This window comes from Paucibacter sp. DJ2R-2 (assembly GCF_025717675.1).
Lineage (GTDB): Bacteria > Pseudomonadota > Gammaproteobacteria > Burkholderiales > Burkholderiaceae_C > Paucibacter_A.
The window spans coordinates 97,681-119,022 of record NZ_JAJIRT010000014.1 but is presented as its reverse complement, the minus strand read 5'-3'; the positions used below and the strand labels follow the sequence as shown (position 1 = coordinate 119,022).

Here is a 21,342-nt window from a genome sequence, read left to right as displayed (position 1 = left end):
TCCGGCAAATACAAAGACCGAGAGTCTAGTCGGGCTCACCGATGCGCAGGCTCAGGGCCGGCAGGCCGTCGATATGGCCGCTGATCTCATCGCCGGGCCGCACGGCACCGACGCCGTCCGGCGTGCCGGTGTAGATCAGGTCGCCCGGCTGCAGGTGGTAGAACTGCGAGAGGTTGGCGACGATCTCGGGCACGCTCCAGATCATGTCGGCGATGTCGCCGCGCTGCTTCTGCACGCCGTTGACGGCCAGGGTGATGGCGCCCGCTTGCAGCACGCCGGTGTCGCTGACGCGCACCAGCTCGGTGATGACGGCCGATTGCTCAAAGCCCTTGGCCGTGTCCCAAGGCCGGCCATTGGCCTTGGCCTCGGCCTGCAGGTCACGGCGCGTCATGTCCAGGCCGGCGGCATAGGCCCAGACGGCGGCGCGCGCCACTTCTGGCGTGACCTTGAACACCGGTGCGCCAATGGCGATCACCAACTCCATCTCATAGTGGTAGTTCTGCGTGCCGGGCGGATAGGGCACGGTGGAGCCCGAAGGTACCAGGGCGCTGGCCGGCTTGCTGAAGTAGAAGGGCGGCTCGCGGTCGGGGTCGGAGCCCATCTCGCGCGCATGGGCGGCGTAGTTGCGGCCGACGCAGAAGATGCGGCTGACGGCATAGCGCGCGCTGCTGCCGCGCACCGCCACGCTGGGCTGTTCGGCCGGGGGGAAGATGTAGCTGAAGCTCATGTCGGGAGGTCCTGCATTGCCTTGTGAGGTTGCCAAGCATACGACCGGGCGGCGTCGCGGCGCTGCTGCGCACTTGGCAATCCGGTCGCCGGTGTGTAGGGTGGCGGCCATGTCGATACGCCCCTCGGCGCCAACGCGTCCTTCTGCACTCCTTCACCTCCTCTCCGCCTGCAGCCTGGCCAGCCTCTTCGGCTGCGCCAGCGGCCCGTCCGGCACCGGCGAGCCCAAGCCCCGCGCCACTCCGGCACCCAGCGGCATCGAACGAGATGGCCCAGAAGCCATCATCCCGCCCGGCTTGGCCCAGGTGCCCGATGCCACGCCCAAGCTGGAGCCGGTCCGCAAGGGCGGGCCCAACAAACCCTACGAGGTCTTCGGCCAACGCTACGAGCCCATGACCGAAGACCTGCCCCTGGTCGAACGCGGCCTGGCCTCCTGGTATGGCAAGAAATTCCACGGCAAGCCCACCTCCAGCGGCGAGATCTACAACATGTACGCCATGACCGGCGCCCACGCGACCATCCCCATCCCCGGCTATGCCCGGGTGCGCAATCCGGCCAATGGCCGCGAAGTGCTGGTGCGCATCAATGACCGCGGCCCCTTTCACCGCGGCCGCATCATCGACCTCAGCTACACGGCCGCGCTCAAGCTCGACATCCTGCGAGGGGTGAGTCCGGTCGAAGTGGAGCGCATCACTTTCGAAGACATCCGCAGCGGCGCCTGGCAGCGCCAGCGCCCGCCCGAAGCGCCCGCGATGCCGGACCAGGAACCGGTCTACGCCGCGGCCGGTGCCGCAACCCAGGAAACCACCCAGCAAATTGCCCAGGCCAGCCTGCCTGCGGCGGAAGCGCCACTGCCACCGGCCCCCAAAGCCGCCGCGCGCGGTTTCTGGGTGCAGCTCGGTGCCTTCTCGCGCCTGGACGGCGCCGAGGCCATGCGCCGCGATTTGTTGGCGGAGCTGGGCTGGCTGGCGCCCCTGCTGGCGGTCTTCAAGGACAGCGGGCTGCACCGCCTGCAGGCGGGCCCCTATGCCTCGCGCGAGGACGCCCGCCGCACCGCCGAGCAACTCAGAACCGCCCGCGACCTGAAAGCGCTCGTGGTCGAGCGGCGCTGAAACAGGCGGGCGAATCGGCCACAGTTTCGGCGGCCGGGCCATTGTGTCGACCGCAGGGCTCAGCGATCATGAGGCAGGCCATGCCTGCTGCCCCTCACTTGCCGTTCTGAGCTGTCGATGTCGCTGTTCGATGCCAATACCCTGCTGCAAGTGAGTGCCGCCTTCCACGGCTTCATGGCACTGGTCTGGCTGATCATGTCGCGGGTGTTCCGCATCGCCCCGACCGCGGCCCTGCTGCTGGCGGCGGCCTATTTCGCCATCATTCCGGCCCTGCTCTGCCTCGATTGCCAGGCCTGGTGGCCGGATGTGCTGCAGGGCTGGTTGCAGAAACTCCTGAGCCTGCTCGGCTTCACCCTGATGGCCCTAGGCATACGCCGCATGATGCGGCTGCGCATGCGCTGGCTGGACATTGGCAGTGTCGCCGGCCTGGCCACCTTGGCCATGCTGGCCGGTAACGCCAGCGGCCGCAGCGCCGCGGCCCTGGCCGCCACTTCGGCCGGCATGGGTTTGCTGACCTTGCTGGCCGCGAAGGACGTGCACACCGGCGGTCGCGCCACCCTGACCGACGGGGTCCGGCGCTTTCTGCTGCTGCCCTATCTGCTGCTGGCGGCCATGTTGCTGGGCCGCAGCGTCTCGCTGCTGTGGATGAACGAGCAGCGACCCTTCTTTGTGCAAGGCGACCACGCCAGCGCTTGGCTGGCCTGGGCCTATCTGCTGCTGACCCTGGCCATCGGCATCGGCCTGGTCGGCATCGTCGTGACGCGGCTGATCGACCGCATCCGCTACATGACCTTGCGCGACCCGCTGACCGATGCCTTGAACCGGCGCGCCCTGGGCAGCGAATTGCAGACCCTGCAGGCCCAGGCCGAGCGGGGCCAGAGTCACTGCCTGGTGGTGCTCGATGTCGATCACTTCAAACGCATCAACGACAGCCACGGTCACGCCGCCGGCGATGCCGCCCTGCTGCATCTGGTGGGTGTGCTGCGCGCCAATATGCGCGACCTCGACCGCCTCGGCCGCCTCGGTGGCGAGGAGTTCTGCGTGCTGCTGCCGCACACCTCCTTGGCCGACGCCAGCCGGGTGGCGCAGCGCATGTGCGAGGCCTTGCGGCGCAGCCCTCTGGTCTGGCGCGAGCAGCCCCTGAAGTTGAGCGCCAGCTTCGGCGTGGCGCCCTGCCAAAGTGGCGACCCGCAGGGCGAACACAGCTTGGCCCTGGCGGACTGGCTGGTCTACCGGGCCAAATCCGAAGGGCGCGACCGCATCTGCGTCGCCGAGCCCGGCGCTGCCCTGGGACGGGTGCTCAAGCCATGATCAGCAACACGCCCACCGATGCCCTGACCCTCTTGGCCGCCACGGTGCTGGAGTTTGGCGTGGCCAGCGTGTTCTGGGCGGTAATGGCGCAAGGCGCCCGACTGGCGCCGCGCGCCTCCTTCGGGCTGGCGGCGGTCAATGCCCTGCTGGCGGTCTCGCTGAGCCTGCACGCACTGCGCAGCACGGCGCCGAACCTGCTTACTTTCTGGGCCTCGGACGTGCTGTCGATTGCTTCGCTCGCGGTGCTGCGAACGGTGCTGCCGACCCTGGTGCGGCAGCCGCTGGCCTGGCGCAGCGCCTTGGCGGTCCTGCTGATCGGCGCGGCGGTGCTGGCCACGCTGCCCTATACCGGTGACATGCGCATGGAAACCCGCTGCGTGTTCGCCAGCCTGTTCGCCTTGGCCCTGATGGCCAGCCTGGACACCTGGTGGGCGCTGCGCCAGCGCGTGTCAGTGCAGATGTCCTTGCTGCTCTCGGGCCCGCTGTTCCTGATCAGCATCTTGCTGCTGGGCCGGCTGCTGGAGTCCCTGCTCCTGCCCGGCAACAACACCGACATCCTGGGCTCGGGCGATTTCAATATCGCCTGGCTCTGGTCCTTGCTGGCCATGAATCTGGTGCTCAACGCCACCATGGCCTTTCTGATCCTGGCCAAGCTGATCCGCCGCATCCAGCGCCTGACCCGCCACGACCCGCTGACCGATGTGCTGAACCGGCGCGCCCTCAGCGAGGCCATCGACACCGAGCACGCCCGCCTGCAGCGCGGCAAGCCCTATGCCCTGGTGATGATCGACATGGACCGCTTCAAGCAACTCAACGACAGCCTCGGCCATGCCGCCGGTGACGCCGCGCTGCTGCGCCTGGTCGAGGTACTCAAGCCCTGCGTGCGCGAGGTCGATGTGCTCGGCCGTTTGGGCGGCGAGGAGTTCTGCGTGCTGCTGCCCCTGACCGACATCGCCGGCGCCGCCTTGGTGGCCGAACGCATGCGCCTGAACCTTGAGGAAAGCCAGTTCAGCTGGCAAGGCAAGGACTGGCCCTTGACGGCCAGCTTCGGTATCGCCGAGGCCGAAGCCTCGGACCCCAGCGCCGACAGCGTGCTCAGCCGCGCCGACCGCGCCATGTACCAGGCCAAGGCGCAGGGCCGCAATGTGGTGCAGGCGTTGGACGCCTGAACCTCGCCTCAAGCCAAGGCGACGCGGTTGCGGCCCAGGTGCTTGGCGCGGTACATCGCGCTCTCGGCCCGCGCCACCAGCAAGTCGGTGGCATAGGGCGGCGCATTGGCCAGGCCGATGCTCAGGGTCACGTCCAGGCCCTCGGCCAGCTGAGCCCAGGGGTACTGCTCCACCGCCATGCGCAGGCGCTCACAGACCTCGACGGCGCGGTCAGCCACGGTGTCGGGCAAGGCGACCAGAATTTGGTCGTCCGCCAGGCGCAGCAGCAGGTCGCGCGCGCGGGTGTTGTCGCGCAGCATCTGCGCCAGCACCTGCAGCACCTGGTTGCCCACGTCCAGGCCGTGCTGGCGGGTCAGGGCGGTGAAACGGTCGACATCGATCAAGGCCAGGGTCAGCGGTGCCGCGGTCAACTCGGCCGCGCGCACCAGGGCCGGCATGCGCGCCGCCATGCACAGGCGGTTGCCCAAGCCGGTCAGGGGGTCGCGCCAGGACGCGTCTTCGGGTTCGGCCGGCTCGGCCAAGGCACGTTGCTCGGCCAGGCCCTGAGTCGCCGGGCGGCGCTCTTCCAGCGAGCGCTCGGCCTCGACCCGGGTGACAAAGAAGCGAGCCTGGGCGGCCAGCTGTGCGACGGCGCGGCCACGCATCAGCGACAGGTGCTGCTCCAGGTGGCGCAGGGCCAAGCTGGCCTCACCCTGCATCTGCGCCGCCCGATAAGCGGCATGGTGCAGGCGGATGCGCAGCTCGCTGAGCGCCCGGCCCTCCGACTCCAGCAGGATGGTGGCCAAGGCTTGCTGAGCGGCCGCGGCGTCGCCGCGCGCCAGCTGCAGCTCAGCCAGGGAACAGCGGGCGCGCCAGCCAAGCGCCGGATAGCCATGGGCATCGATATCGGCCAGGGCTTCATGCAAGACGGCCTCGGCCTCCTCCAAGCGGCCCAGGTGCAGCAGGATCTCGCCACGGTTGCTGTCGCTGATGGCCAGCACAAAGCGCTCGCCAATCGCCAGGGCATGGGGGCGCGCTGCCACCGTGTGCTGCAGTGCGCGCGAGAGCGCATCCTGGCCCTCGCGGCGCTGCTCGGCGCTCTCGCTGTGGCGCAAAAGCTTGAAGTGACTCAGGCCCACGGTGGCGAGGTTGTTGTGGGCAATCAGGCGCTCGGCCGCGCCGGCCTGCTCGCCCACCAGGGCGGCCGCTTCGTTCATCAAGCGTTCGGCCTGCCAGGGGTCGCCCATGCGTTCGAGCACGGCACCGACGGCGTTCAGGGCCAGCGCAACCAGCTTGGGGTCGGCCAGCTCGCGGGCCCGCGCCAAGGTTTCATTGACATGGGCCAGGGCCGATTCGAAGTCCCCCTGCTCGGCAGCCGAAAACGCCATCCAGCGCAGCAGCTCGCACAGGGAAGCGCTGTTGCCCTGCTCGCGGAACAGCGGCATCAGGTGCTGGGCGGCGCTCAGCATCTCGACCATCTCGCCGCGCCGGTACAGGTAGAAGCAGCGCCAGCGGCCGGCTTCCAGGTACTCGCTGAACTGGCCCTGGCTGCTGGCGATTTCCCAGGCGCGGGTGGCGGCGGCAAAGCCCAGGCTGAGATCGGCCTGGGCCTGGGCGCGCGCCACCTCCAGACAGGCGGTCAGGGTTTCGCCGCTGGCTTCCTCGTCGCTGTGCAGTACGGCTTGCATGGGCGTCTCGATTCAATGGAGGCGCAAGCGTAGCCGATTTGCAGGCCGGTTTTGCCCCCTCAGCCGAGCGGTAGCGCCTCAGAGGTCTGCGCTGGGCTCCGCGGCCTCGAGCACGCTGACAATGAACCGGCTCTTGGCCTCACGGTAGCCATGTTCGCCGAGGCCGACCGAGCGCCGCTTGACGAGGTTGTACTGCTCGACCAGGGCTGGGTCGGCCCGCAAGGCATCGCGGAAGCGCAGAAAGTCCTCGAACTTCGAGCCCGCTGCCACCACCTGGACTGCATGCTCGGGCGCCTGCTGCGGCGCATTGAGCATGCACAGCTCGGGCGTGCGCAAGGTGTCGCGTTGCTCGGTGTAGCCCTGGGCCAGCAGCCGGGCCACGGTATCGGCATGAGCCGCGGCGGCCACGATCAGACAAACGTCCAGATCGCCTTTAGACACTGCACCCGGTACGGCCGAGGAACCGATGTGTTCGAGTCGCCCCTCAGGCACCCACTCGCGGAGGGCGAGGGCCAGGGCCTCAAAACGGGCGGCCAGCGGGGCTTGGTAAGCGTCGGCGGTGAACAGTTGCATCGGTCGGTCGCGAAGATGAGCCGGCAAAGGCCCGATCCTGCCATTTTCGCCCAGGGCCTGTTCACACGACGCCGCTCGCTCAGCGGCTGGTCGGCATTACAAACTCGGCACCCTTGGCGACGCTGGCCGGCCAACGCTGCATCACGCTTTTCTGCTTGGTGTAGAAGCGCACGCCCTCTTCGCCGTAGGCATGCATATCGCCGAACAAGCTCTTCTTCCAGCCGCCAAAGCCCTGCCAGGCCATGGGCACCGGGATGGGCACATTGATGCCCACCATGCCGACCTGGATGCGGCGCACGAATTCGCGGGCGATGTGGCCGTCGCTGGTGTAGCAGGCCACGCCGTTGCCGAACTCATGGGTGTTGACCAGCTCAACTGCGGCCGCGAAATCGGGCACGCGCACGCAGGCCAGCACCGGGCCGAAGATCTCCTCGCGGTAGATGCGCATCTCGGGCCGCACATGGTCGAACAGGGTGCCGCCGGTGAAGAAACCGCCCTCATGACCGGCCACCTGATGGCCGCGGCCGTCCACCACCAGACTGGCGCCCTCCTCCACGCCCAGGGCGATGTAGTTCTCGATGCGCGTCAGCGCCTCGCGGCTGACGATGGGGCCCATTTCGGCATCGAGTTCCATGCCGTTCTTGATCTTGAGGCGGCGGGCCCGTTCGGCCACGGCCGGGATGATGCGATCGGCCACATCGCCGACCAGCACCGCCACCGAGATCGCCATGCAGCGCTCGCCGGCCGAACCGTAGGCCGCGCCGATCAAGGCATCGACCGTCTGTTCGATGTCGGCATCGGGCATCACCACCATATGGTTCTTGGCCCCGCCCAGGGCCTGCACGCGCTTGCCCTGGGCCGCGCCTGTTTGGTAGATGTACTGGGCGATGGGCGTGGAGCCGACGAAGCTGAGCGCCTTCACATCGGGGTGGTGCAGCAAGCCGTCCACGGCCAGCTTGTCCCCCTGCAGCACATTGAACACACCATCCGGCAGGCCAGCGCGTTGCAGCAGCTCGGCCACGAACAGGCTGGGCGAGGGGTCACGTTCGCTGGGCTTCAGGATGAAGCAGTTGCCGGTCACCAGGGCCAGCGGCGCCATCCACATGGGCACCATGAAGGGGAAGTTGAAGGGGGTGATGCCGGCCACCACACCGAGCGGCTGGCGCAGGGTCCAGTTGTCCATGCCGGCCGAGACCTGGTCGCTGAAATCGCCCTTGAGCAGCTGCGGTGCACCGCAGGCGAATTCGACGATGTCGATGCCGCGCGCCACCTCGCCCTGCGCGTCGGTGAAGACCTTGCCATGTTCGGCCGTGATCATGGCGGCCAGCTCGTCCTTGTTCGCGTGCAGCAGCTCCAGGAACTTGAACATCACCCGCGCGCGGCGCAAGGGCGGCGCATCGGCCCAGGCCGGGAAGGCCGCTTGCGCCGCGGCCACGGCGGACTCCACATCGGCCGCGCTGGCCAGTTGCACCTGGCGCACCACCTGACCGGTGGCCGGGTTGTAGATCGGCTGGCTGCGCCCCGAGCTGGCGGCCTGTGCACGGCCGTTGATGAAATGGCCGACATCGTCGCGGCGCTCGAAGGGAGGAACGGGGTTGTGGCTCATGGCGGGGGGTCTCCGGGTCGGTGGCCCAGTCTAGGCAGGCCGGGCTGGGCTGCCAATCCATATTCAGCAACTTGATTGTTCGGCAAAATGAACAATCATGAAGTCACCCACCAGCACCGAAGCGCGTCCTGACCAGCTCTGGGGCCAGCTCCACGCCCTCAGCGTGATCGCCCAGCTGGGCAGTTTCACCAAGGCTGCGCAGCGTCTGGGCCTGTCCAAGGCCGCGGTCAGCCAGCGCATCGCCGACCTGGAGCGCCAATTGGGTCAGAACCTGGTGGCACGCACCACGCGCTCGGTGCGCCTGAGCGAAGCCGGCCAGCGCCTGGTGGCCGAAACGGCCGCGCCGCTGGCCCAGATCACGGCCGCCCTGGGTGCCAGCCGCGACGCCGTCGGCCAACCGCGCGGCCGCCTGCGCCTGAGCGCGCCGGTGGCCCTGGGGCGCCAGCATCTGGCGCCGCTGCTGAATCGTTTTTGCCAGGACTACCCGGAGATCCAGATCGAGCTGGACCTGTCCGACCGCCTCGTTGCCCTGGCCCAGGAAGGTTTCGACCTGGCCGTGCGCCACTGCAGCGCGCCGCTCGACAGCCATGTCGCTGTCAAGCTCTGCGACAGCCGCGCCCTGCTCCTGGCCAGCCCGGCCTATCTGCGCCAGCGCCCGGCGCCGAGCCGCCCTGAGGATCTGGCGGAACACGCCTGCCTGGCCTACTTGCGCCCCGGGCCGGCGCAGTGGCTGTTCGAGCGCCAGGACGTCGGGCAGGAGGCGGAGCGCGTGAAAGTGCAGGTGCAAGGCCCGCTGCGCGCCGGCAATAGCGAAATCCTGCGCGAAGCGGCGCTGGACGGACTGGGCCTCGCCCTGCTGCCCGATTTCAGCGCCGCTGCGGCGCTGGCGAGCGGCGAGCTGGTCGAACTGCTGCCGGACTGGCGGCCGGTCGGCTTCTTTGGCGACGCCATCTACGCCCTGCGGCCCTGGAGCAGCGCCACGCCGCGGCCGGTGCAACTGCTGGTGGCGGCGCTGCGCCTGGCCTTGGCGGGCGGCTTTGGCGCACCGGCAGCGCCGGGGCAAAAAAAACGCCCACCTGGCAGGCCAGATGAGCGTTGAAAGTCCTCGAAAGGACGTCGTTGGGACGTTTGCAAGGGTTCGTGGAACGCCTCGCTTGGTCCGTACTCTAGGTGGCGAAAGCCGGCCTGGGTATCCCCATTCGGTGGGAGTTCTCCGGCACTTGACCGGACAGCCGTGGACAAGCACAGCTTCCGCCGGACAATAGCGTCATGAATTCAAACACCAAGCCGCCGCGCCCACGTTCGCCCGCCCACGCCCCCCGACAGGCCCCCGGCCGTCGCCCAGGCTCGGCGCCGGGCCAAGGCCCCAATGCCCGGGCTGGCAGTCGGCCTGGCGAGCGCCCAGCACCGGCCGCCGCCGTGAAAGCGCCGGCCGAGCCACTGAACGAAGCCGAACTCGAACATTTGCAGACGCTGCTGGATCAGGTTCCGGCGCCCCTGGAACCGCTCGATGTCAGCATGCTGGACGGCTTTCTGGTCGGCGTGCTGTTGCAGCCCAAGGCCGTGCCGGCCTTTCAGTGGACCCGCCATGTGCTGGACAGCGAGGAAGGCCGCAACCCGCCCGAGCGCTTCGACAGCCGGCCGCTGCTGGCCCTGGTCAAGCGCCGCTACCAGCAGCTCAACCAAGCCATCGTCGACCGCCAGTGGTTCGACCCCTGGGTGTTCGAGATGCAGGGCGAGGATGAAGAAGACGAGGCCGAGCCCTCTGAAGTGGTCTTCCCCTGGGTGGCCGGCTTCGCCCTGGCCACCGAACGCTTCCCCGAGCTGATGCGCGAGGACGCGGCCGACCTGCTGGAACCCCTGGCCGCCATCTTCATGCACCTGGATCCGGATGACCTCGAGGACGCCGACGACTTGCTCGAAGAAATCGAGTCGCTGGAGCCGCCCAAGGATCTGGAAGAGGCGGTGGAAGGCCTAGTCAGCGCCTGCCTGATGCTGGCCGACGTCAGCCGGCCGCAGGCGAAACCGGCAGCCCCGCAGCGCCCGCCGGCCCGGCGCGGCCCGCCGCCGCGCGGCCGCTACTGAAGCCGACTCAAGGCTTGGGGGCCCGCGGATCGCGGGTCTGGCGCTTCATCCAGTCGCTCATCTCGCGCAACACATGGCCTTGCGACTCGCGCGCCGCATAACCGTGTGACTCCAGCGGCAAGGTCACATAACGGACCTTGCCGCCGGTACCGGCCAGAGCCTGGTACAGGCGCTGGGTCTGGATCGGATAGGTGCCCGGGTTGTCGTCGTTCTCGCCGTGGATCAGCAAGATGGGTTCCTTGAGCTTGTTGGCGTAGTTGAACGGTGACAGGCGCAGGTAGACGTCTTGCGCCTCCCAGTAGGTGCGGCGTTCGCTCTGGAAGCCGAAGGGCGTGAGCGTGCGGTTGTAGGCGCCGCTGCGCGCAATGCCGGACTTGAACAGGTCGGTGTGGGCCAGCAGATTGGCCGTCATGAAAGCGCCGTAGCTGTGGCCGCCCACCACCATCTGAGAGCGCTCGCTGACGCCCAGCTCCACCGCTTTGTCGATGATGGCCTGGGCATTGGCCGTGATCTGCTCGACAAAGCTGTCGTTGACCGTCTTCGGATCGCCGACCACGGGCATGGTCGCGTCCATCAACACCACATAGCCGTCGAGCAGCAACATCAGCGGGCTGGTGCCGCCGAAGGTGTTGAAGCGCGTGGCCGAGCCGCTGACCTGGCCGGCGGTCGAGGCATCGGTGAACTCCAGCGGGTAGGCCCAGACGAAAGTCGGGCGCGGCTCCCCCTTCTTGAAATCGGGCGGCAAGTAGAGCCAGAAGCTCAGCTCCACGCCATCGGCGCGCTTGAACTTGACCAGCTCGCGCTGGATGTCGCGCAGCTGCGGCGTCGGGTCGCGGTGCTGGGTCAGGGCCTGCATCTGGCCGAAATCGGCACCGCTGCGCAGCAGCAGATTGGGCGGCTCGTTGAAGGTCTCACGGCTGCTCAGCAAGCGGCCATCGGCCAGCAAGGTGATGGGCCGCTCGTAGTGCGTGCTGCCGGACTGGAACAGGCGCTCGGTCTGGCCGGTCTTGAGGCTCAGGCGGTCGATGAAGGGCCGGTCGCCGGCCGGGCTGGCGCCCTGGCCGACCAGCAGCAAGCGGTCTTCAGCATCCAAGCGCGCGACGCTGTGGCCGTTGGGCAGCACACGGGTCAGCGGCTGGCCGGGATCCTTGTAGCGGTCACGTTGCGAGCGGTCCTGCAGGCGCTGCGGCGGCGCGCTGCCGTCCAGCGCCAGCAGGTCGACGCTGAGCCAGCGGCGGTCACGGTCGAACTCGGCCACCAAGGCGCGTGGCTTGGACTCGACAAAACTCAGGTTGATCAGGCGGCCGGCGGTGCGATGGACCTCTCGCGCCTCGCCCTGGTAGGGCGCGTCCAGGCGCATCAGACGGTCGCGATGGCTGACCTTGGTGTTCGGGTCACCGCCGTCCAGAGCTTCCACCCAGTAGACAGCGCCATCGGCCAGGGGCGAAGCCCAGTAGTCGCGCGGGCCGGTGATCACGCCTTCGACCGGCACACCTTGGCGGGTCTTGACGGCGCCCAGGCTGCGCAGCAGCTTGCCCTGGGCGTCGCGCAGCTCGACCTCGCGGCCGAAGTCATTGGCGCCGACCTGGTAGCTGAAGGGCGGCACCAGGCGTTCGACCAAGAGCGCGCCCTGCGTGCCCACGGTCTGTACCTGAGCGATCAGGCCCGGCGCGCCGATCTCGCGCGAAGCGCCACTGCGCAGGTCCACCCGGCGCAGCACGGCGCTGGCCTGGTGCTGGAACAAGGCCTCGTCCTGGCGGTTCTTGAGCAGGTCCTGGCGCGTGTACTCGGGCGAGGTCTGGCCCATGGACTCCTGAATGGACGGACCGCTGGGTACGCTGAACTGCGGTGCCGGGCCGCGCTGGTCCGGCACGGCCACCACCACCAGCTCGTCGGCATTGAGCCAGGCCACATTGCGCTCGTACATGGTGTTCAGGCGCACGCCGCGCAGCGGCTTGAGCGCGCCGGTGGCGACCTCACCGACCCAGAGCTCGATGGCCTTGTCGCTGCGGCGGTTGAGCAGGAAGCGGCGGCCGTCCGGCGACCAGCGCAGCTGGTGGAAAGCGCCACCGGCCGGCAGGCGCAGCTCGCGCGCCGGCGCTTCGGGCCGTGCCAGGTCACGCAGCTGCAAGGACTCAATCACGCTCAGCATCTGTGGGCCGCCGGCCGCGGCGTCATACCGGCCACCGGCCAGGCGATGGATGGGGCGAGCCAGATCGGCGATGGTGCGGTGACGCTGCAACTGAAGCACCGCCAGCGTCTTCTGATCGGGCGAGAGCTGGTGCACCGGCAGGCCCGGCGCGTCGAGCACGGCACGCATGGCCGCCGAAGGCTGCTGATAGCCCTCGGCATCAGCCGTGGCAGTCGCTGCTTGCGGCGCTTGCGCGAACGAGGGATTCAGGCAGCCCAGGGCCAGCGCAATGGCCAGGGGCAAGAGACGAGGGGCGGGGCTGAAGGCCATGAGTCTGTGTCGCCGTTTTGAAACGAAGCGAGGACTCTAGCAGCGCCGACCACGGCGCCCCACCTGTCGGGTTTACTGAGTGAAGAGGCGTGCGGCGTGCAGACCGAGGCCCGTGGCCACCGACGCAAAACGGTCGCCGCGCACATGCTGGGCTTGCGGGTAGTCGGCGGCGATCTTCTCGGCCAGGAAGCGCAGGCCGGTGGAGCCGCCGGTGAAGTAGAGCGCGTTGATCTGATCGGGCCGCAAGCCGGCCTGGGCCACGGCCTCGCGGCCGGCCTGGACGATGCGGCCAATGTCGGCTTCCAGCGCCTGCACCGCCACCGTTTCGCTCAAGGCAACTTCGAGGCCGCTTTCGACCAGGCCGAGGTCGATGACGGTGTCGCCACCGCCGGAGACGGCAATCTTGGCGTCTTCGGCACGGCCGGCCAGTTCGTGGCCGAGGTGATCTTCCACCACCGTCATCAGGCGCTGGTGGTGCTGGATATTGCCGTAGAAGCTGCGCATCTGGCGCAGCTCGGCCACGCGCTGCGGGCTGTAGACGGTGTTGATCAAGTGCCAGGTGGCCAGGTCGAAATAGACGCCGCTGGGTACTTCGCGCGGCGGCGAACCGGCACGCTCGGGGCCGAAGCTGCGGTAGCCGAACTCGCGCAAGACGCTGGCCAATTCGATGTGGCGGTCGAAATCAGTGCCGGCGATGTGCACGCCGTGGTTGGCCAGGATGTCGTCGCGGCGATCGAGGCGGTTCATGCGTTCGGGGCCGACGCGCACGACGGAGAAGTCGGAGGTACCGCCGCCGATGTCGGCGACCAGCACGATCTGCTCACGGTCGATCTGGTGCTCAAAGTCGAAGGCCGCCGCGATGGGCTCGAACTGGAAATGCACCTCGTCGAAGCCGACCTTGTGGGCGGCCGCTTCCAGCGAGGCTTGCGCTGCGGCGTCACGCGCCGGCTCACCATCAACGAAGAACACCGGCCGGCCCAGCACCAGCTTGTTCAGGGCACCGACGGCACCCGAAGCCTGCGCCGTGTTACGCAAGCGCTTGAGGTAGCCGGCCAGGATGTCCGAGTACTTGACGCCTCGGCCGCCACCGACATCGGTGGTCTGCTCGATCAGGCCCGAACCCAGGATGCTCTTCATCGAGCGCATCAACCGGCCATCTGCCCCCTCGACATAAGCCGCCACCGCCGCACGGCCGAAGGCGCGCGGCGGGCCATCGGCATCATGCCGGCCTTCCACAAAGTAGAAAACCGCCGTGGGCATGGTGGTGTGCGCGCCCTCCAGTTCCACCAGACGCATGCCTCCCTCCTCCTTGGGCACGGCAATCGCCGAGTTGGAGGTGCCAAAGTCAATGGCGCAGAAGGACGGGGCGGAAGCGTGGCTCATGGGAAAACGGCAGGAATGGGCCGAACGGCAGGGGGGCGCGGATTGTACCGGCCCGCCTGCGGCAGGCGCGCCCGGGCTGCCTGACTCAGAAGCCCGAACCGTAGAAGTTGAACTCCATGGGCGGGCGGCGTCCGGCCATCAATTCGGCCAGGGCATGGCCGGAGCCAGCGCCATGGGTCCAGCCCAGGGTGCCGTGGCCGGCATTGAGCCAAAGATTGGCAGCCTTCTTGCTGCGGCCGATGTAGGGGATGTTGGTCGGCGTGCTCGGGCGCAGGCCGGTCCAGTAATTGGTCTCGCTGAGGTCGGCCACACCGGGGAACAACTCTTCATAGCGCTTGACCAGGGCCTCGCAGCGGGTGCGCGAGGTTGGACGGCTGAGGTCGCTGTCGAAGCCGCAGAGCTCGGCCGTGCCGGCGATGCGGATGCTGTCGCCCAGGCGCGAAATGGCGATCTTGCGGGTGTCGTCGAGCAGGCTGACGACGCTGGCTTGCTCCGGCTTCTTGAGCTTGAGCGTGGCCGAATAGCCCTTGGCCGGGTAGATGTTGAGGAACTCGCCCAAGGGTTTTACCAGTGCGGGCGTGAAGGACCCCATGGCGGCGACAAAAGCGTCGGCGCGCAGCTCACGCTTCTTGCCACTGCGCACGTCGGCAATCTGCACCGCGTCGATCTGCTGGCCGCTGCGCGAGAGCTGCAGGATGTCGTGCTCGTACAGGAAGGTAGCGCCGCGCTGCTGACAGAGCTGGGCCAGCTTTTGCGTGAAGACCTTGGCGTCGCCCGATTCATCGCTGGGCGTGAAGGTGCCGCCGTGGATGTTGCGGCCGAAGGCAGCCAGGGCCGGCTCGATCTTCAGCACCTCATCGCGGCCCAACACGCGGCGGTCCACGCCGTGGCGACGCATGATCTCGGCACCGGCGGCACCGGCCTCGAAGTCGGCCTGCGAGGAGAAGAAGTGCAGGATGCCTCGCTCCAGGCGCTCGTACTCGATGCCGGTCTGGCTGACCAGGGTCTTGAGCGACTCATGGCTGTAGCGGCCCAACTGCACCAACTGCTCGACATTGCGCTCAAAGGCGGCGTTGCTGCATTGGGTCAAAAAGCTCAGGCCCCAGATCCATTGCTTGGGGTCCAGGCTGGGGCGAAACAGCAGGGGCGAGTCGTCGCGCAGCAGCCACTTGGCCACCTTGAAGGGCGCGCCGGCATTGGCCCAAGGTTCGCAGAAGCTGACCGAGATCTGCGCGCCATTGGCGAAGCTGGTTTCCAGCGCCGCATCGGGCTGGCGATCCACCACGGTCACCTCATGGCCTTGCTCCAGCAGGTACCAAGCGGTGCTGATGCCGATGATGCCGGCTCCCAGGACGACGACTTTCATTGCGTGTACTCCACAAGTTCAAATTCAAACGCCAATGGGACCCAGCAGCAGTTGTAATCCCAAGGCAAACATCAGCAAAGCGATCAGTGCATCAATGCCGCGCCAAACCAACGGCCGGCGCAAGGGGCCGGCGGCCGCGGCTGCGCCAAAACCCAAAAGCGTGAACCACATCACGGATGCCAGGGAGGCGCCCGTCGCGAACGCCCAGCGCAAATCCGCCGGCTGCTGGTTGCCGAGCAGGCCCAAGAGCACCACCGTGTCCAAATAGACATGCGGGTTCAGATAGGTCATGGCCAGTGCGCTGAGCAAGGTGGCTGCCAAGCCGGCCGAACCGGCGGCAGCTTCGAGCGCACCGGTGCCGCGCCAGGCACGGAGGGCTGCCTGCACGCCGTACCAGAGCAGGAACAGAGCGCCGCCGTAGCGAAAGGCGTTCATCAACCAGGCACTGGAGGCGATGGCGGCGCCGAGGCCGAAAACGCCGAGGCAGATCAACAACAGATCTGACACCGCGCACAGGGCCACCACCGGCGCCACATGGCTTCTCAGCAAACCTTGACGCAGCACCAAAGCGTTTTGCGCACCAATGGCCATGATCAAACTGGCGCCGCTGAGCCAGCCTTGGGTCATGGCGCCGAGGGCGCTGGGGTTGCTATCCATCATGGGTGGCGGATTGTCGGCAGAGTCCGTGCAAACCAGAAGCGTGATTCATATTTGTCGGCGTACATTAGCCGGACTTATGAAAGACCTGGATTCCGCTGGACTGGACTGCTTGGCCGCCCTGGCCGATGAGCGCAGCTTCGAACGCGCCGCTCAGCGCCTGTCCATCACCCAAAGCGCCATCTCGCAGCGCCTGCGCAGCCTGGAGGCGCAAGTCGGCCAGCTGCTGGTGGTGCGCTCACGGCCGCTGCGTCTGACCGAACCGGGCAAGGTGCTGCTGCGCTTTGCACGCCAGCTGCAGGCACTGCGCACCGATGTGGCGCGCGAACTGGGCGCGCAGGTGGCGCCGAACGAGCGCATCGCCATCGCTATCAATGCCGACAGCCTGGCCACCTGGGTGCTGCCGGCCCTGGACCCGGTGGTGCAGGCCGGCCTGCGCGAAGGCTATGGCCTGGAGCTGGTGGTGGACGACCAGGACTTCACCCATGATTGGCTACGCCAGGGCGAAGTGCTGGGCTGTGTCAGCACGGTCAGCCAGGCGCTGCGAGGCTGTCTGGTGCAACCGCTGGGGGTGATGCGCTATGTCGCTGTGGCCAGCCCGGAATTCCTGCGGCGGCAACTGCCCGAGGGCCTGAACGAAGCCAATTTCGCCAGCACGCCTTTTCTGGTCTTCAACCGCAAGGACGACAGTCAGGTGCAGTGGGTGTCCAAGGCCTTCCAGGTGCAGGCACCGCGGCTGCAAGAGCGCTATGTGCCGTCCAGCGAGGCCTATGTGCAAGCCGTCCGCATGGGTTGGGGTGTCGGCGTGGCGCCGGAGTTGCAGGTGCGGCCGCTGCTGCAGAGCGGTGCGCTGGTGCTCCTGCGGCCGGAGTTGAGCGTCGATGTGACGCTGTACTGGCATCAGTGGAAGCTGATGTCGGACCTGGTGGCTGCACCGGCGCGGGTGGCCTTGCTGGACCAAATCGGCCGCGCGCTGGCTCTGGGCGCGCGCGCAGCCCTGTCGATGTGATGTACGTTTATTCGGCCCGTGCCGAAGATGCAGCCGGCGCCGCCACGGCAGCCACCACCACATCTGCACTTGCGCCCGGCTGAGCCATGCGGCGGGTCTCGGGGCGGGCCTGATCCTGGACCGAACTGGCCAGCACCACGGCGCTGCTCATGACCATACCGACCATGCTCAGGGCGAGCCACTTCATCAGAGATGCATTCATCGGGACTTCTTGGTTGGAGTTCGTGACGCAGTTGGCGTCTTGGATGGCACGGAGAATAGCCACAACGGTCTGGGCTGACCATCCATCCAAGGGGGGAGTGAAGGGTTTTTCCCCTCACTGCCTGGTAAGGATTTGTGAGCGCGCGATTTTGCCACACCCAAAAACCGTGTCTTTTTACCAACTGTGCCGCGAAGAGCACCCAGTTTGGGGATTCGCAAACTCGGGCCATCGCGCACACTGGTTTCGCAGCTACTGATGCTCGCTTTACCCACCGATGTGCGAGGTTTGACATGCGATTCGCCCCAGCTTTGCGCTTCTTCCGCCGCAACTCGCCCACCGTGCATGAGCAAGACCCGGCCGACCTCGGTACTGCCTTCGGCATGGAGGCCAGCCTGGAAGATGGTGACGACTACCGCGCCAGCATCAGCGAGGTGGAACTGGAGTCGCAGCGCTCCCGCGCTGCGCTTGAATCCCCCTTGGCCTGGCTGTCTGCCAAGCGCAACTGAAACGACGCGCTCAGCGCACCAGCAGCACCGGCACGCTGCAATGCGCCATCACTTTGGTGGCCACTGAACCGAGCACCAAATTGCCGATCGCGCTGTGGCCATGCGAGCCCAGTATGAGCAGATCGAACTTGCCTTTTTCGGCTGCACTGGCGATCACGTCGGCCGCCGGCCCCACCTTGTTGACGAACTCGGCCGGCAATTTCTGCTTGGCAAAGAAGCTGCGCAAAGTTTTCAGGACCTTCTCGCCTTCGTCGGCGTAATAGCCCTTCAGCAAGTCCTTGTCGAGCACGGCAGCCGCCCGCGGCGGAATGGCCGGCACCGCATGCAGCACGGTGTACTGGTGTGCACCGCCCAGCCATTCATCGTGGGCGGCCAGATAGGCCAGCATGCGCTTGGTGTAACTGCTTCCATCAACGGCAACGAGAATCTTCATCGACAACACTCCTTGATGCGCCGAGAACAAGTGTCCGGCTTCAACTTCGAAGTCTGACACAGGAGCGCACTGCCCTGCTGATGTCGATCAAGCCCGATCGGGAAACACCTCGATCAACAAGCGGGGCTCGAAGCCCGCCGGTTCGCCCTTGCGTCCGTGGCCACGTGCATTGCAGACCACCCGCGTGTCACCGCCGGCATGCTCAAAGCGATAGTCGTTCTGGCAGTGCAGATGGCCGTGCAACCACAGGCGCGCGCGCGGCAACAGGGCTTCGTCGTCATTGCAGAAACTGGCCGTTCCCGGCTGCTTGCCATAGCGCGGGTCCGCACTGCGCAAGCTGGGCGCGAAATGGGTGATGACCACGGTGGCATCCCAGTCCGCGCCATGCTCAACTTGGCTCAGCTCACCCTCCAACCAATGCAGGCAGCGCAGGGCTTGCTCCCGCACCGCGGCGGCGTCAAAGGAAGCGCCGCCACGGGTTGCGCCCATGACCCGCTGAAAGTAGCTGCCGGCGCGCAGGGCGCGTTCGCGCTGCGCCGGGCCGAAAGCATCGAAATCGCTCCAGCGCGTACTGCCAAGAAAGCGCACCCGTCGCCCGGCAGCGTCGCTGCGGATGCAGGCGCTGTCGTCGAGCAAGGTGAAGCCGAGTTCGTCCGACAAGGCTTGCAGGCCCGAACGGGCCTGATCAAAGTCGCGCCCGTCGTATTCGTGATTGCCGGGCACAAACAAAACCGGCACGGGCCAATCGCGAAAACGGCGCAAGCCGTCCCAGCGGCTGTCTACATCGCCAGCCAGCACCAGCAGGTCGGCGCCGGGCGCGGGCTCAGGGTCGAAGGACTCCGTCTCCAGATGGAGATCGGACAGCAGTTGCAGGCGCATCAGGGTTGCGCCAGCTCAGCAAAACCGCGCCACGCTCAGTTGGCGCCGTGACACTGCTTGTACTTGCGGCCCGAGCCGCAGTGGCAAGGGTCGTTGCGGCCGAGCTTGGGGCCTTCGCGACGCAGCGTCTCGACGTGGTAGCGCTGTTCTTCGGTCAGATCGCGCAAATCGGCCACGGTGACGATCAGTTCCTCGATCGCCTCGTCCAGATCCTTGAGCGGGTGCTCGCGGTCCAAGGTGGCGACAACTTCCTTCTCTTCGTCCGTTTCCGCGGGCAGATGGCGGTACAGGCGCGCCAGGGCGGCCATCACGGCATCGTCCGGCATATCGGCCAGATCGGGGAAGCACAAAGCGGCATGCTGGAAACCCGCCACCCAGGGCATCAGCGTGCGCGAAATCAAGCTCATGCCGGCATAGGTGGCCCGAGCCTGGGCGTCTTCCTCGCTGCCATCGGCCGGCGCCGGCGTTGCAGCTTCCGCATCGCCTTCGGCAGGCTCTTCCAGGTCCAGCACGACGGGATCGAACCAGCCGTCTTCCACCATGGCCTTGTTGAGGGCGGTGTAGCGGCGCTCGACCAGTTCACGGATGCGGGCCAGCCAGGTCGCGTCGACTTCCTCGGGCAGCACGCCGCCGTCGTAGTCGAAGATATTGGGCAGCCACTCCTCGATGTCGATCATGCGCGGCTGCACCAGCACGCCGCACAGGTAGCCGTCCAACATGGACGCGTCCAGGGCCTGCAGCGGGGCGGGCGTGGTGGCAAGAAGTTCGTCGAGTTCGGCGAACTCGGTGTCGGTCAGGTCGATGCTCATGGTGCGATTGTCGCCGCAGTGGCTTCGTTCGCAAGCACTCCCACCGCCTGGGCTCGCCGTGCGGCCTCGATCACACGTTCACGGAGCCAGCTCTCGGCACTGCGCCCTTCGCTGCGCAAATGCCAGAGCATGTCCACATGAACCCGTGACAAAGGCACCGGCAAGGGGCGCTCGATCAACTGACTGCGGTAGCCCGTGGCTTCGATGAAGCTGGCGGGCAGCACCGTCAGCAAGTCAGATTGAGCCACCACCCGCCCGGCCGTGAAAAACTGGTTGACCGTCAGCACGATGCGACGACTGCGGTTCACGGCATTCAAGGCTTCATCGACAAAGCCATGGGGTCGCCCGGAAAAGCTGACCAGCAGATGGTGGGCCGAGCAGTAGGCCTCGAGGTCCAAGGTCTGCTCCGCCAAGGGGTGGCCGCGGCGCATGACACAGACGTACTCGCTGTCGTAGAGCCGATGCTGGCGGATCACCGACTGGCCGCCCTGAGCGCGCAAGGCGGCCACGGCGCCAGGAAAGTAGCCCACGGCAATGTCCACCTCGCCTTGGTCGAGCAGGGCGCGTGGGTCGCGGGTGGTCAGCGGCAGTACATGGACATTGGCCAAGGCGCGCGCCTGCTCTAGCTGCGCCACCAAGGGCGGCAAGAGCAAGGCCGCCGTGGCATCGGCCATGGCAATGCGAAAGGTATGTTCCTCCTGCTCGGGCTGGAACTCCCCCGGCGCCAGCAGCGATTGCAGACGCTGCAGGATCAGGCGCACCTCGGGCCACAAGCCCTCGGCCCGCGAAGTCGGTTTCATGCCAAAGGCCTGACGGACGAAGAGATCCTCGCCCGTAGCCTCGCGCAAACGCTTGAGCGCATGGCTGACAGCCGGTTGGGTCATGGCCAGGCGCTGGGCCGCCCGGGTCAGGCTTTGCTCGGCCATCACGGCATCGAAGACGCGCAGCAAGTTCAGATCGAGATTGCGGAAGTTCACGGCGTTCACCCTGACTCAAGATATACGGATTACTTATATCTTCAATTCCAACAATTCATTGGCAATCGCACTAGGGTTTACCCGACAATCCAGCATCGGTTCAAAAAACCACCCAACAGGAATTGCCATGAGCATCGCGACCCAAACTTTCGGCCTCCCCGCACGTCAGAACCTGCGTCAAAACGTGCGTCATGGCGGCACCTTCACCGCCATCGGCGCCCGCGTCTGGCTGCGCTTGATGGAATCCGTCAAGGCACGCATGGCCGCCGCGGCCGAAGCCCGCGCACAGCGCGAGCTGTTGGCCCTGGCCGACTTCTACCAGGACAGCATGCCCACCTTCGCCGCCGAACTGCGCGCCGCCAACTGCCGCCGCTGAAACCGCTTCGGCAGCCCTGCGCTGCCTACGGACGT

At 67.1% G+C, this 21,342-nt stretch carries 21 protein-coding genes; 8 read left to right on the top strand and 13 right to left on the bottom strand.

Annotation, left to right across the window (positions count from 1 at the left end):
* Positions 1–25 precede the first annotated feature (25 nt).
* Entirely contained in the window at positions 26–727 is a 702-nt protein-coding gene (locus tag LNV28_RS23520; protein ID WP_263518027.1) for a fumarylacetoacetate hydrolase family protein, read from the bottom strand.
* A gap of 109 nt (positions 728–836) precedes the next feature.
* Between LNV28_RS23520 and LNV28_RS23515 the strand changes: the two genes are divergently transcribed.
* From LNV28_RS23515 to LNV28_RS23505, 3 genes are all read left to right on the top strand, one after another.
* Positions 837–1,838: a septal ring lytic transglycosylase RlpA family protein gene (locus LNV28_RS23515; RefSeq protein WP_263518028.1), complete on the top strand. Its 1,002-nt coding sequence runs from the start codon at positions 837–839 to the stop codon at positions 1,836–1,838.
* Positions 1,839–1,955: 117 nt separating this feature from the next.
* Entirely contained in the window at positions 1,956–3,149 is a 1,194-nt protein-coding gene (locus LNV28_RS23510; RefSeq protein WP_263518029.1) for a GGDEF domain-containing protein, read from the top strand.
* A complete protein-coding gene (locus tag LNV28_RS23505; protein ID WP_263518030.1) occupies positions 3,146–4,318 on the top strand; it encodes a GGDEF domain-containing protein in 1,173 nt (390 codons plus the stop codon). The genes LNV28_RS23510 and LNV28_RS23505 overlap by 4 nt, the downstream gene beginning before the upstream one ends.
* Before the next feature lie 8 nt (positions 4,319–4,326).
* Here the strand turns inward: LNV28_RS23505 and LNV28_RS23500 are convergent, their stop codons facing one another.
* The 3 genes from LNV28_RS23500 to LNV28_RS23490 form a co-directional block, all read right to left on the bottom strand.
* Positions 4,327–5,985 (bottom strand): tetratricopeptide repeat-containing diguanylate cyclase, encoded by a 1,659-nt coding sequence (locus tag LNV28_RS23500; protein WP_263518031.1) that lies wholly within the window; start codon positions 5,983–5,985, stop codon positions 4,327–4,329.
* Positions 5,986–6,063: 78 nt separating this feature from the next.
* Entirely contained in the window at positions 6,064–6,558 is a 495-nt protein-coding gene (locus LNV28_RS23495) for a GrpB family protein (protein ID WP_263518032.1), read from the bottom strand.
* Between the two features lie 79 nt (positions 6,559–6,637).
* Positions 6,638–8,164, bottom strand: coding sequence for a CoA-acylating methylmalonate-semialdehyde dehydrogenase (locus LNV28_RS23490; RefSeq protein ID WP_263518033.1), 1,527 nt, complete (start codon positions 8,162–8,164; stop codon positions 6,638–6,640).
* A 97-nt stretch (positions 8,165–8,261) separates the two neighbouring features.
* Between LNV28_RS23490 and LNV28_RS23485 the strand changes: the two genes are divergently transcribed.
* Positions 8,262–9,263: a LysR family transcriptional regulator gene (locus LNV28_RS23485; RefSeq protein WP_263518034.1), complete on the top strand. Its 1,002-nt coding sequence runs from the start codon at positions 8,262–8,264 to the stop codon at positions 9,261–9,263.
* A 170-nt stretch (positions 9,264–9,433) separates the two neighbouring features.
* Entirely contained in the window at positions 9,434–10,249 is an 816-nt protein-coding gene (locus tag LNV28_RS23480; RefSeq protein WP_263518035.1) for a YecA/YgfB family protein, read from the top strand.
* A 7-nt stretch (positions 10,250–10,256) separates the two neighbouring features.
* On the opposite strand, the gene LNV28_RS23475 is transcribed toward LNV28_RS23480, so the two are convergent.
* The 4 genes from LNV28_RS23475 to LNV28_RS23460 all read right to left on the bottom strand — a co-directional run bounded on the left by LNV28_RS23475 (position 10,257) and on the right by LNV28_RS23460 (position 16,119).
* Entirely contained in the window at positions 10,257–12,710 is a 2,454-nt protein-coding gene (locus tag LNV28_RS23475; RefSeq protein ID WP_263518036.1) for an alpha/beta hydrolase family protein, read from the bottom strand.
* 72 nt (positions 12,711–12,782) lie between these two features.
* Entirely contained in the window at positions 12,783–14,093 is a 1,311-nt protein-coding gene (locus tag LNV28_RS23470) for an Hsp70 family protein (RefSeq protein ID WP_263518037.1), read from the bottom strand.
* A gap of 85 nt (positions 14,094–14,178) precedes the next feature.
* A complete protein-coding gene (locus tag LNV28_RS23465; protein ID WP_263518038.1) occupies positions 14,179–15,459 on the bottom strand; it encodes a D-amino acid dehydrogenase in 1,281 nt (426 codons plus the stop codon).
* 24 nt (positions 15,460–15,483) lie between these two features.
* Entirely contained in the window at positions 15,484–16,119 is a 636-nt protein-coding gene (locus LNV28_RS23460; protein ID WP_318013898.1) for a LysE/ArgO family amino acid transporter, read from the bottom strand.
* Positions 16,120–16,195: 76 nt separating this feature from the next.
* Here LNV28_RS23460 and LNV28_RS23455 point away from each other — a divergent pair, with 76 nt between their 5' ends.
* Positions 16,196–17,125: a LysR family transcriptional regulator ArgP gene (locus LNV28_RS23455; protein ID WP_263518039.1), complete on the top strand. Its 930-nt coding sequence runs from the start codon at positions 16,196–16,198 to the stop codon at positions 17,123–17,125.
* A 7-nt stretch (positions 17,126–17,132) separates the two neighbouring features.
* Here LNV28_RS23455 and LNV28_RS23450 read toward each other — a convergent pair whose 3' ends face one another.
* Positions 17,133–17,327 (bottom strand): hypothetical protein, encoded by a 195-nt coding sequence (locus LNV28_RS23450; RefSeq protein ID WP_263518040.1) that lies wholly within the window; start codon positions 17,325–17,327, stop codon positions 17,133–17,135.
* Positions 17,328–17,617: 290 nt separating this feature from the next.
* On the opposite strand from LNV28_RS23450, the gene LNV28_RS23445 reads away from it, so the two are divergent.
* The gene (locus tag LNV28_RS23445) at positions 17,618–17,833 is read left to right on the top strand and encodes a hypothetical protein (RefSeq protein WP_263518041.1); all 216 of its coding nucleotides are present in this window, start codon (positions 17,618–17,620) and stop codon (positions 17,831–17,833) included.
* A 10-nt stretch (positions 17,834–17,843) separates the two neighbouring features.
* Here LNV28_RS23445 and LNV28_RS23440 read toward each other — a convergent pair whose 3' ends face one another.
* From LNV28_RS23440 to LNV28_RS23425, 4 genes are all read right to left on the bottom strand, one after another.
* On the bottom strand, positions 17,844–18,266 hold the full coding sequence (locus LNV28_RS23440) for a universal stress protein (protein WP_263518042.1): 423 nt from the start codon (positions 18,264–18,266) through the stop codon (positions 17,844–17,846).
* Positions 18,267–18,353: 87 nt separating this feature from the next.
* Positions 18,354–19,145, bottom strand: a complete 792-nt coding sequence (locus LNV28_RS23435) for a metallophosphoesterase (RefSeq protein WP_263518043.1) — start codon at positions 19,143–19,145, stop codon at positions 18,354–18,356.
* Between the two features lie 35 nt (positions 19,146–19,180).
* Positions 19,181–19,954 (bottom strand): UPF0149 family protein, encoded by a 774-nt coding sequence (locus LNV28_RS23430; protein ID WP_263518044.1) that lies wholly within the window; start codon positions 19,952–19,954, stop codon positions 19,181–19,183.
* Positions 19,951–20,931, bottom strand: coding sequence for a LysR family transcriptional regulator (locus tag LNV28_RS23425; RefSeq protein WP_263518045.1), 981 nt, complete (start codon positions 20,929–20,931; stop codon positions 19,951–19,953). The genes LNV28_RS23430 and LNV28_RS23425 overlap by 4 nt, the downstream gene beginning before the upstream one ends.
* Positions 20,932–21,058: 127 nt before the next feature.
* Between LNV28_RS23425 and LNV28_RS23420 the strand changes: the two genes are divergently transcribed.
* Positions 21,059–21,307, top strand: coding sequence for a hypothetical protein (locus LNV28_RS23420; protein WP_263518046.1), 249 nt, complete (start codon positions 21,059–21,061; stop codon positions 21,305–21,307).
* Positions 21,308–21,342 lie beyond the last annotated feature (35 nt).

What these genes read in the sequence shown, in the direction of transcription:
- LNV28_RS23440 (WP_263518042.1), bottom strand. Translation starts at nt 18,266, where the DNA reads ATGAAGATTCTCGTTGCCGTTGATGGAAGCAGTTACACCAAGCGCATG.
- LNV28_RS23455 (WP_263518039.1), top strand. Translation starts at nt 16,196, where the DNA reads ATGAAAGACCTGGATTCCGCTGGACTGGACTGCTTGGCCGCCCTGGCC.
- LNV28_RS23445 (WP_263518041.1), top strand. Translation starts at nt 17,618, where the DNA reads ATGCGATTCGCCCCAGCTTTGCGCTTCTTCCGCCGCAACTCGCCCACC.
- LNV28_RS23460 (WP_318013898.1), bottom strand. Translation starts at nt 16,119, where the DNA reads ATGATGGATAGCAACCCCAGCGCCCTCGGCGCCATGACCCAAGGCTGG.
- LNV28_RS23500 (WP_263518031.1), bottom strand. Translation starts at nt 5,985, where the DNA reads ATGCAAGCCGTACTGCACAGCGACGAGGAAGCCAGCGGCGAAACCCTG.
- LNV28_RS23420 (WP_263518046.1), top strand. Translation starts at nt 21,059, where the DNA reads ATGAGCATCGCGACCCAAACTTTCGGCCTCCCCGCACGTCAGAACCTG.
- LNV28_RS23435 (WP_263518043.1), bottom strand. Translation starts at nt 19,145, where the DNA reads ATGCGCCTGCAACTGCTGTCCGATCTCCATCTGGAGACGGAGTCCTTC.
- LNV28_RS23485 (WP_263518034.1), top strand. Translation starts at nt 8,262, where the DNA reads ATGAAGTCACCCACCAGCACCGAAGCGCGTCCTGACCAGCTCTGGGGC.
- LNV28_RS23520 (WP_263518027.1), bottom strand. Translation starts at nt 727, where the DNA reads ATGAGCTTCAGCTACATCTTCCCCCCGGCCGAACAGCCCAGCGTGGCG.
- LNV28_RS23465 (WP_263518038.1), bottom strand. Translation starts at nt 15,459, where the DNA reads ATGAAAGTCGTCGTCCTGGGAGCCGGCATCATCGGCATCAGCACCGCT.
- LNV28_RS23470 (WP_263518037.1), bottom strand. Translation starts at nt 14,093, where the DNA reads ATGAGCCACGCTTCCGCCCCGTCCTTCTGCGCCATTGACTTTGGCACC.
- LNV28_RS23480 (WP_263518035.1), top strand. Translation starts at nt 9,434, where the DNA reads ATGAATTCAAACACCAAGCCGCCGCGCCCACGTTCGCCCGCCCACGCC.
- LNV28_RS23495 (WP_263518032.1), bottom strand. Translation starts at nt 6,558, where the DNA reads ATGCAACTGTTCACCGCCGACGCTTACCAAGCCCCGCTGGCCGCCCGT.
- LNV28_RS23505 (WP_263518030.1), top strand. Translation starts at nt 3,146, where the DNA reads ATGATCAGCAACACGCCCACCGATGCCCTGACCCTCTTGGCCGCCACG.
- LNV28_RS23475 (WP_263518036.1), bottom strand. Translation starts at nt 12,710, where the DNA reads ATGGCCTTCAGCCCCGCCCCTCGTCTCTTGCCCCTGGCCATTGCGCTG.
- LNV28_RS23515 (WP_263518028.1), top strand. Translation starts at nt 837, where the DNA reads ATGTCGATACGCCCCTCGGCGCCAACGCGTCCTTCTGCACTCCTTCAC.
- LNV28_RS23430 (WP_263518044.1), bottom strand. Translation starts at nt 19,954, where the DNA reads ATGAGCATCGACCTGACCGACACCGAGTTCGCCGAACTCGACGAACTT.
- LNV28_RS23510 (WP_263518029.1), top strand. Translation starts at nt 1,956, where the DNA reads ATGTCGCTGTTCGATGCCAATACCCTGCTGCAAGTGAGTGCCGCCTTC.
- LNV28_RS23450 (WP_263518040.1), bottom strand. Translation starts at nt 17,327, where the DNA reads ATGAATGCATCTCTGATGAAGTGGCTCGCCCTGAGCATGGTCGGTATG.
- LNV28_RS23490 (WP_263518033.1), bottom strand. Translation starts at nt 8,164, where the DNA reads ATGAGCCACAACCCCGTTCCTCCCTTCGAGCGCCGCGACGATGTCGGC.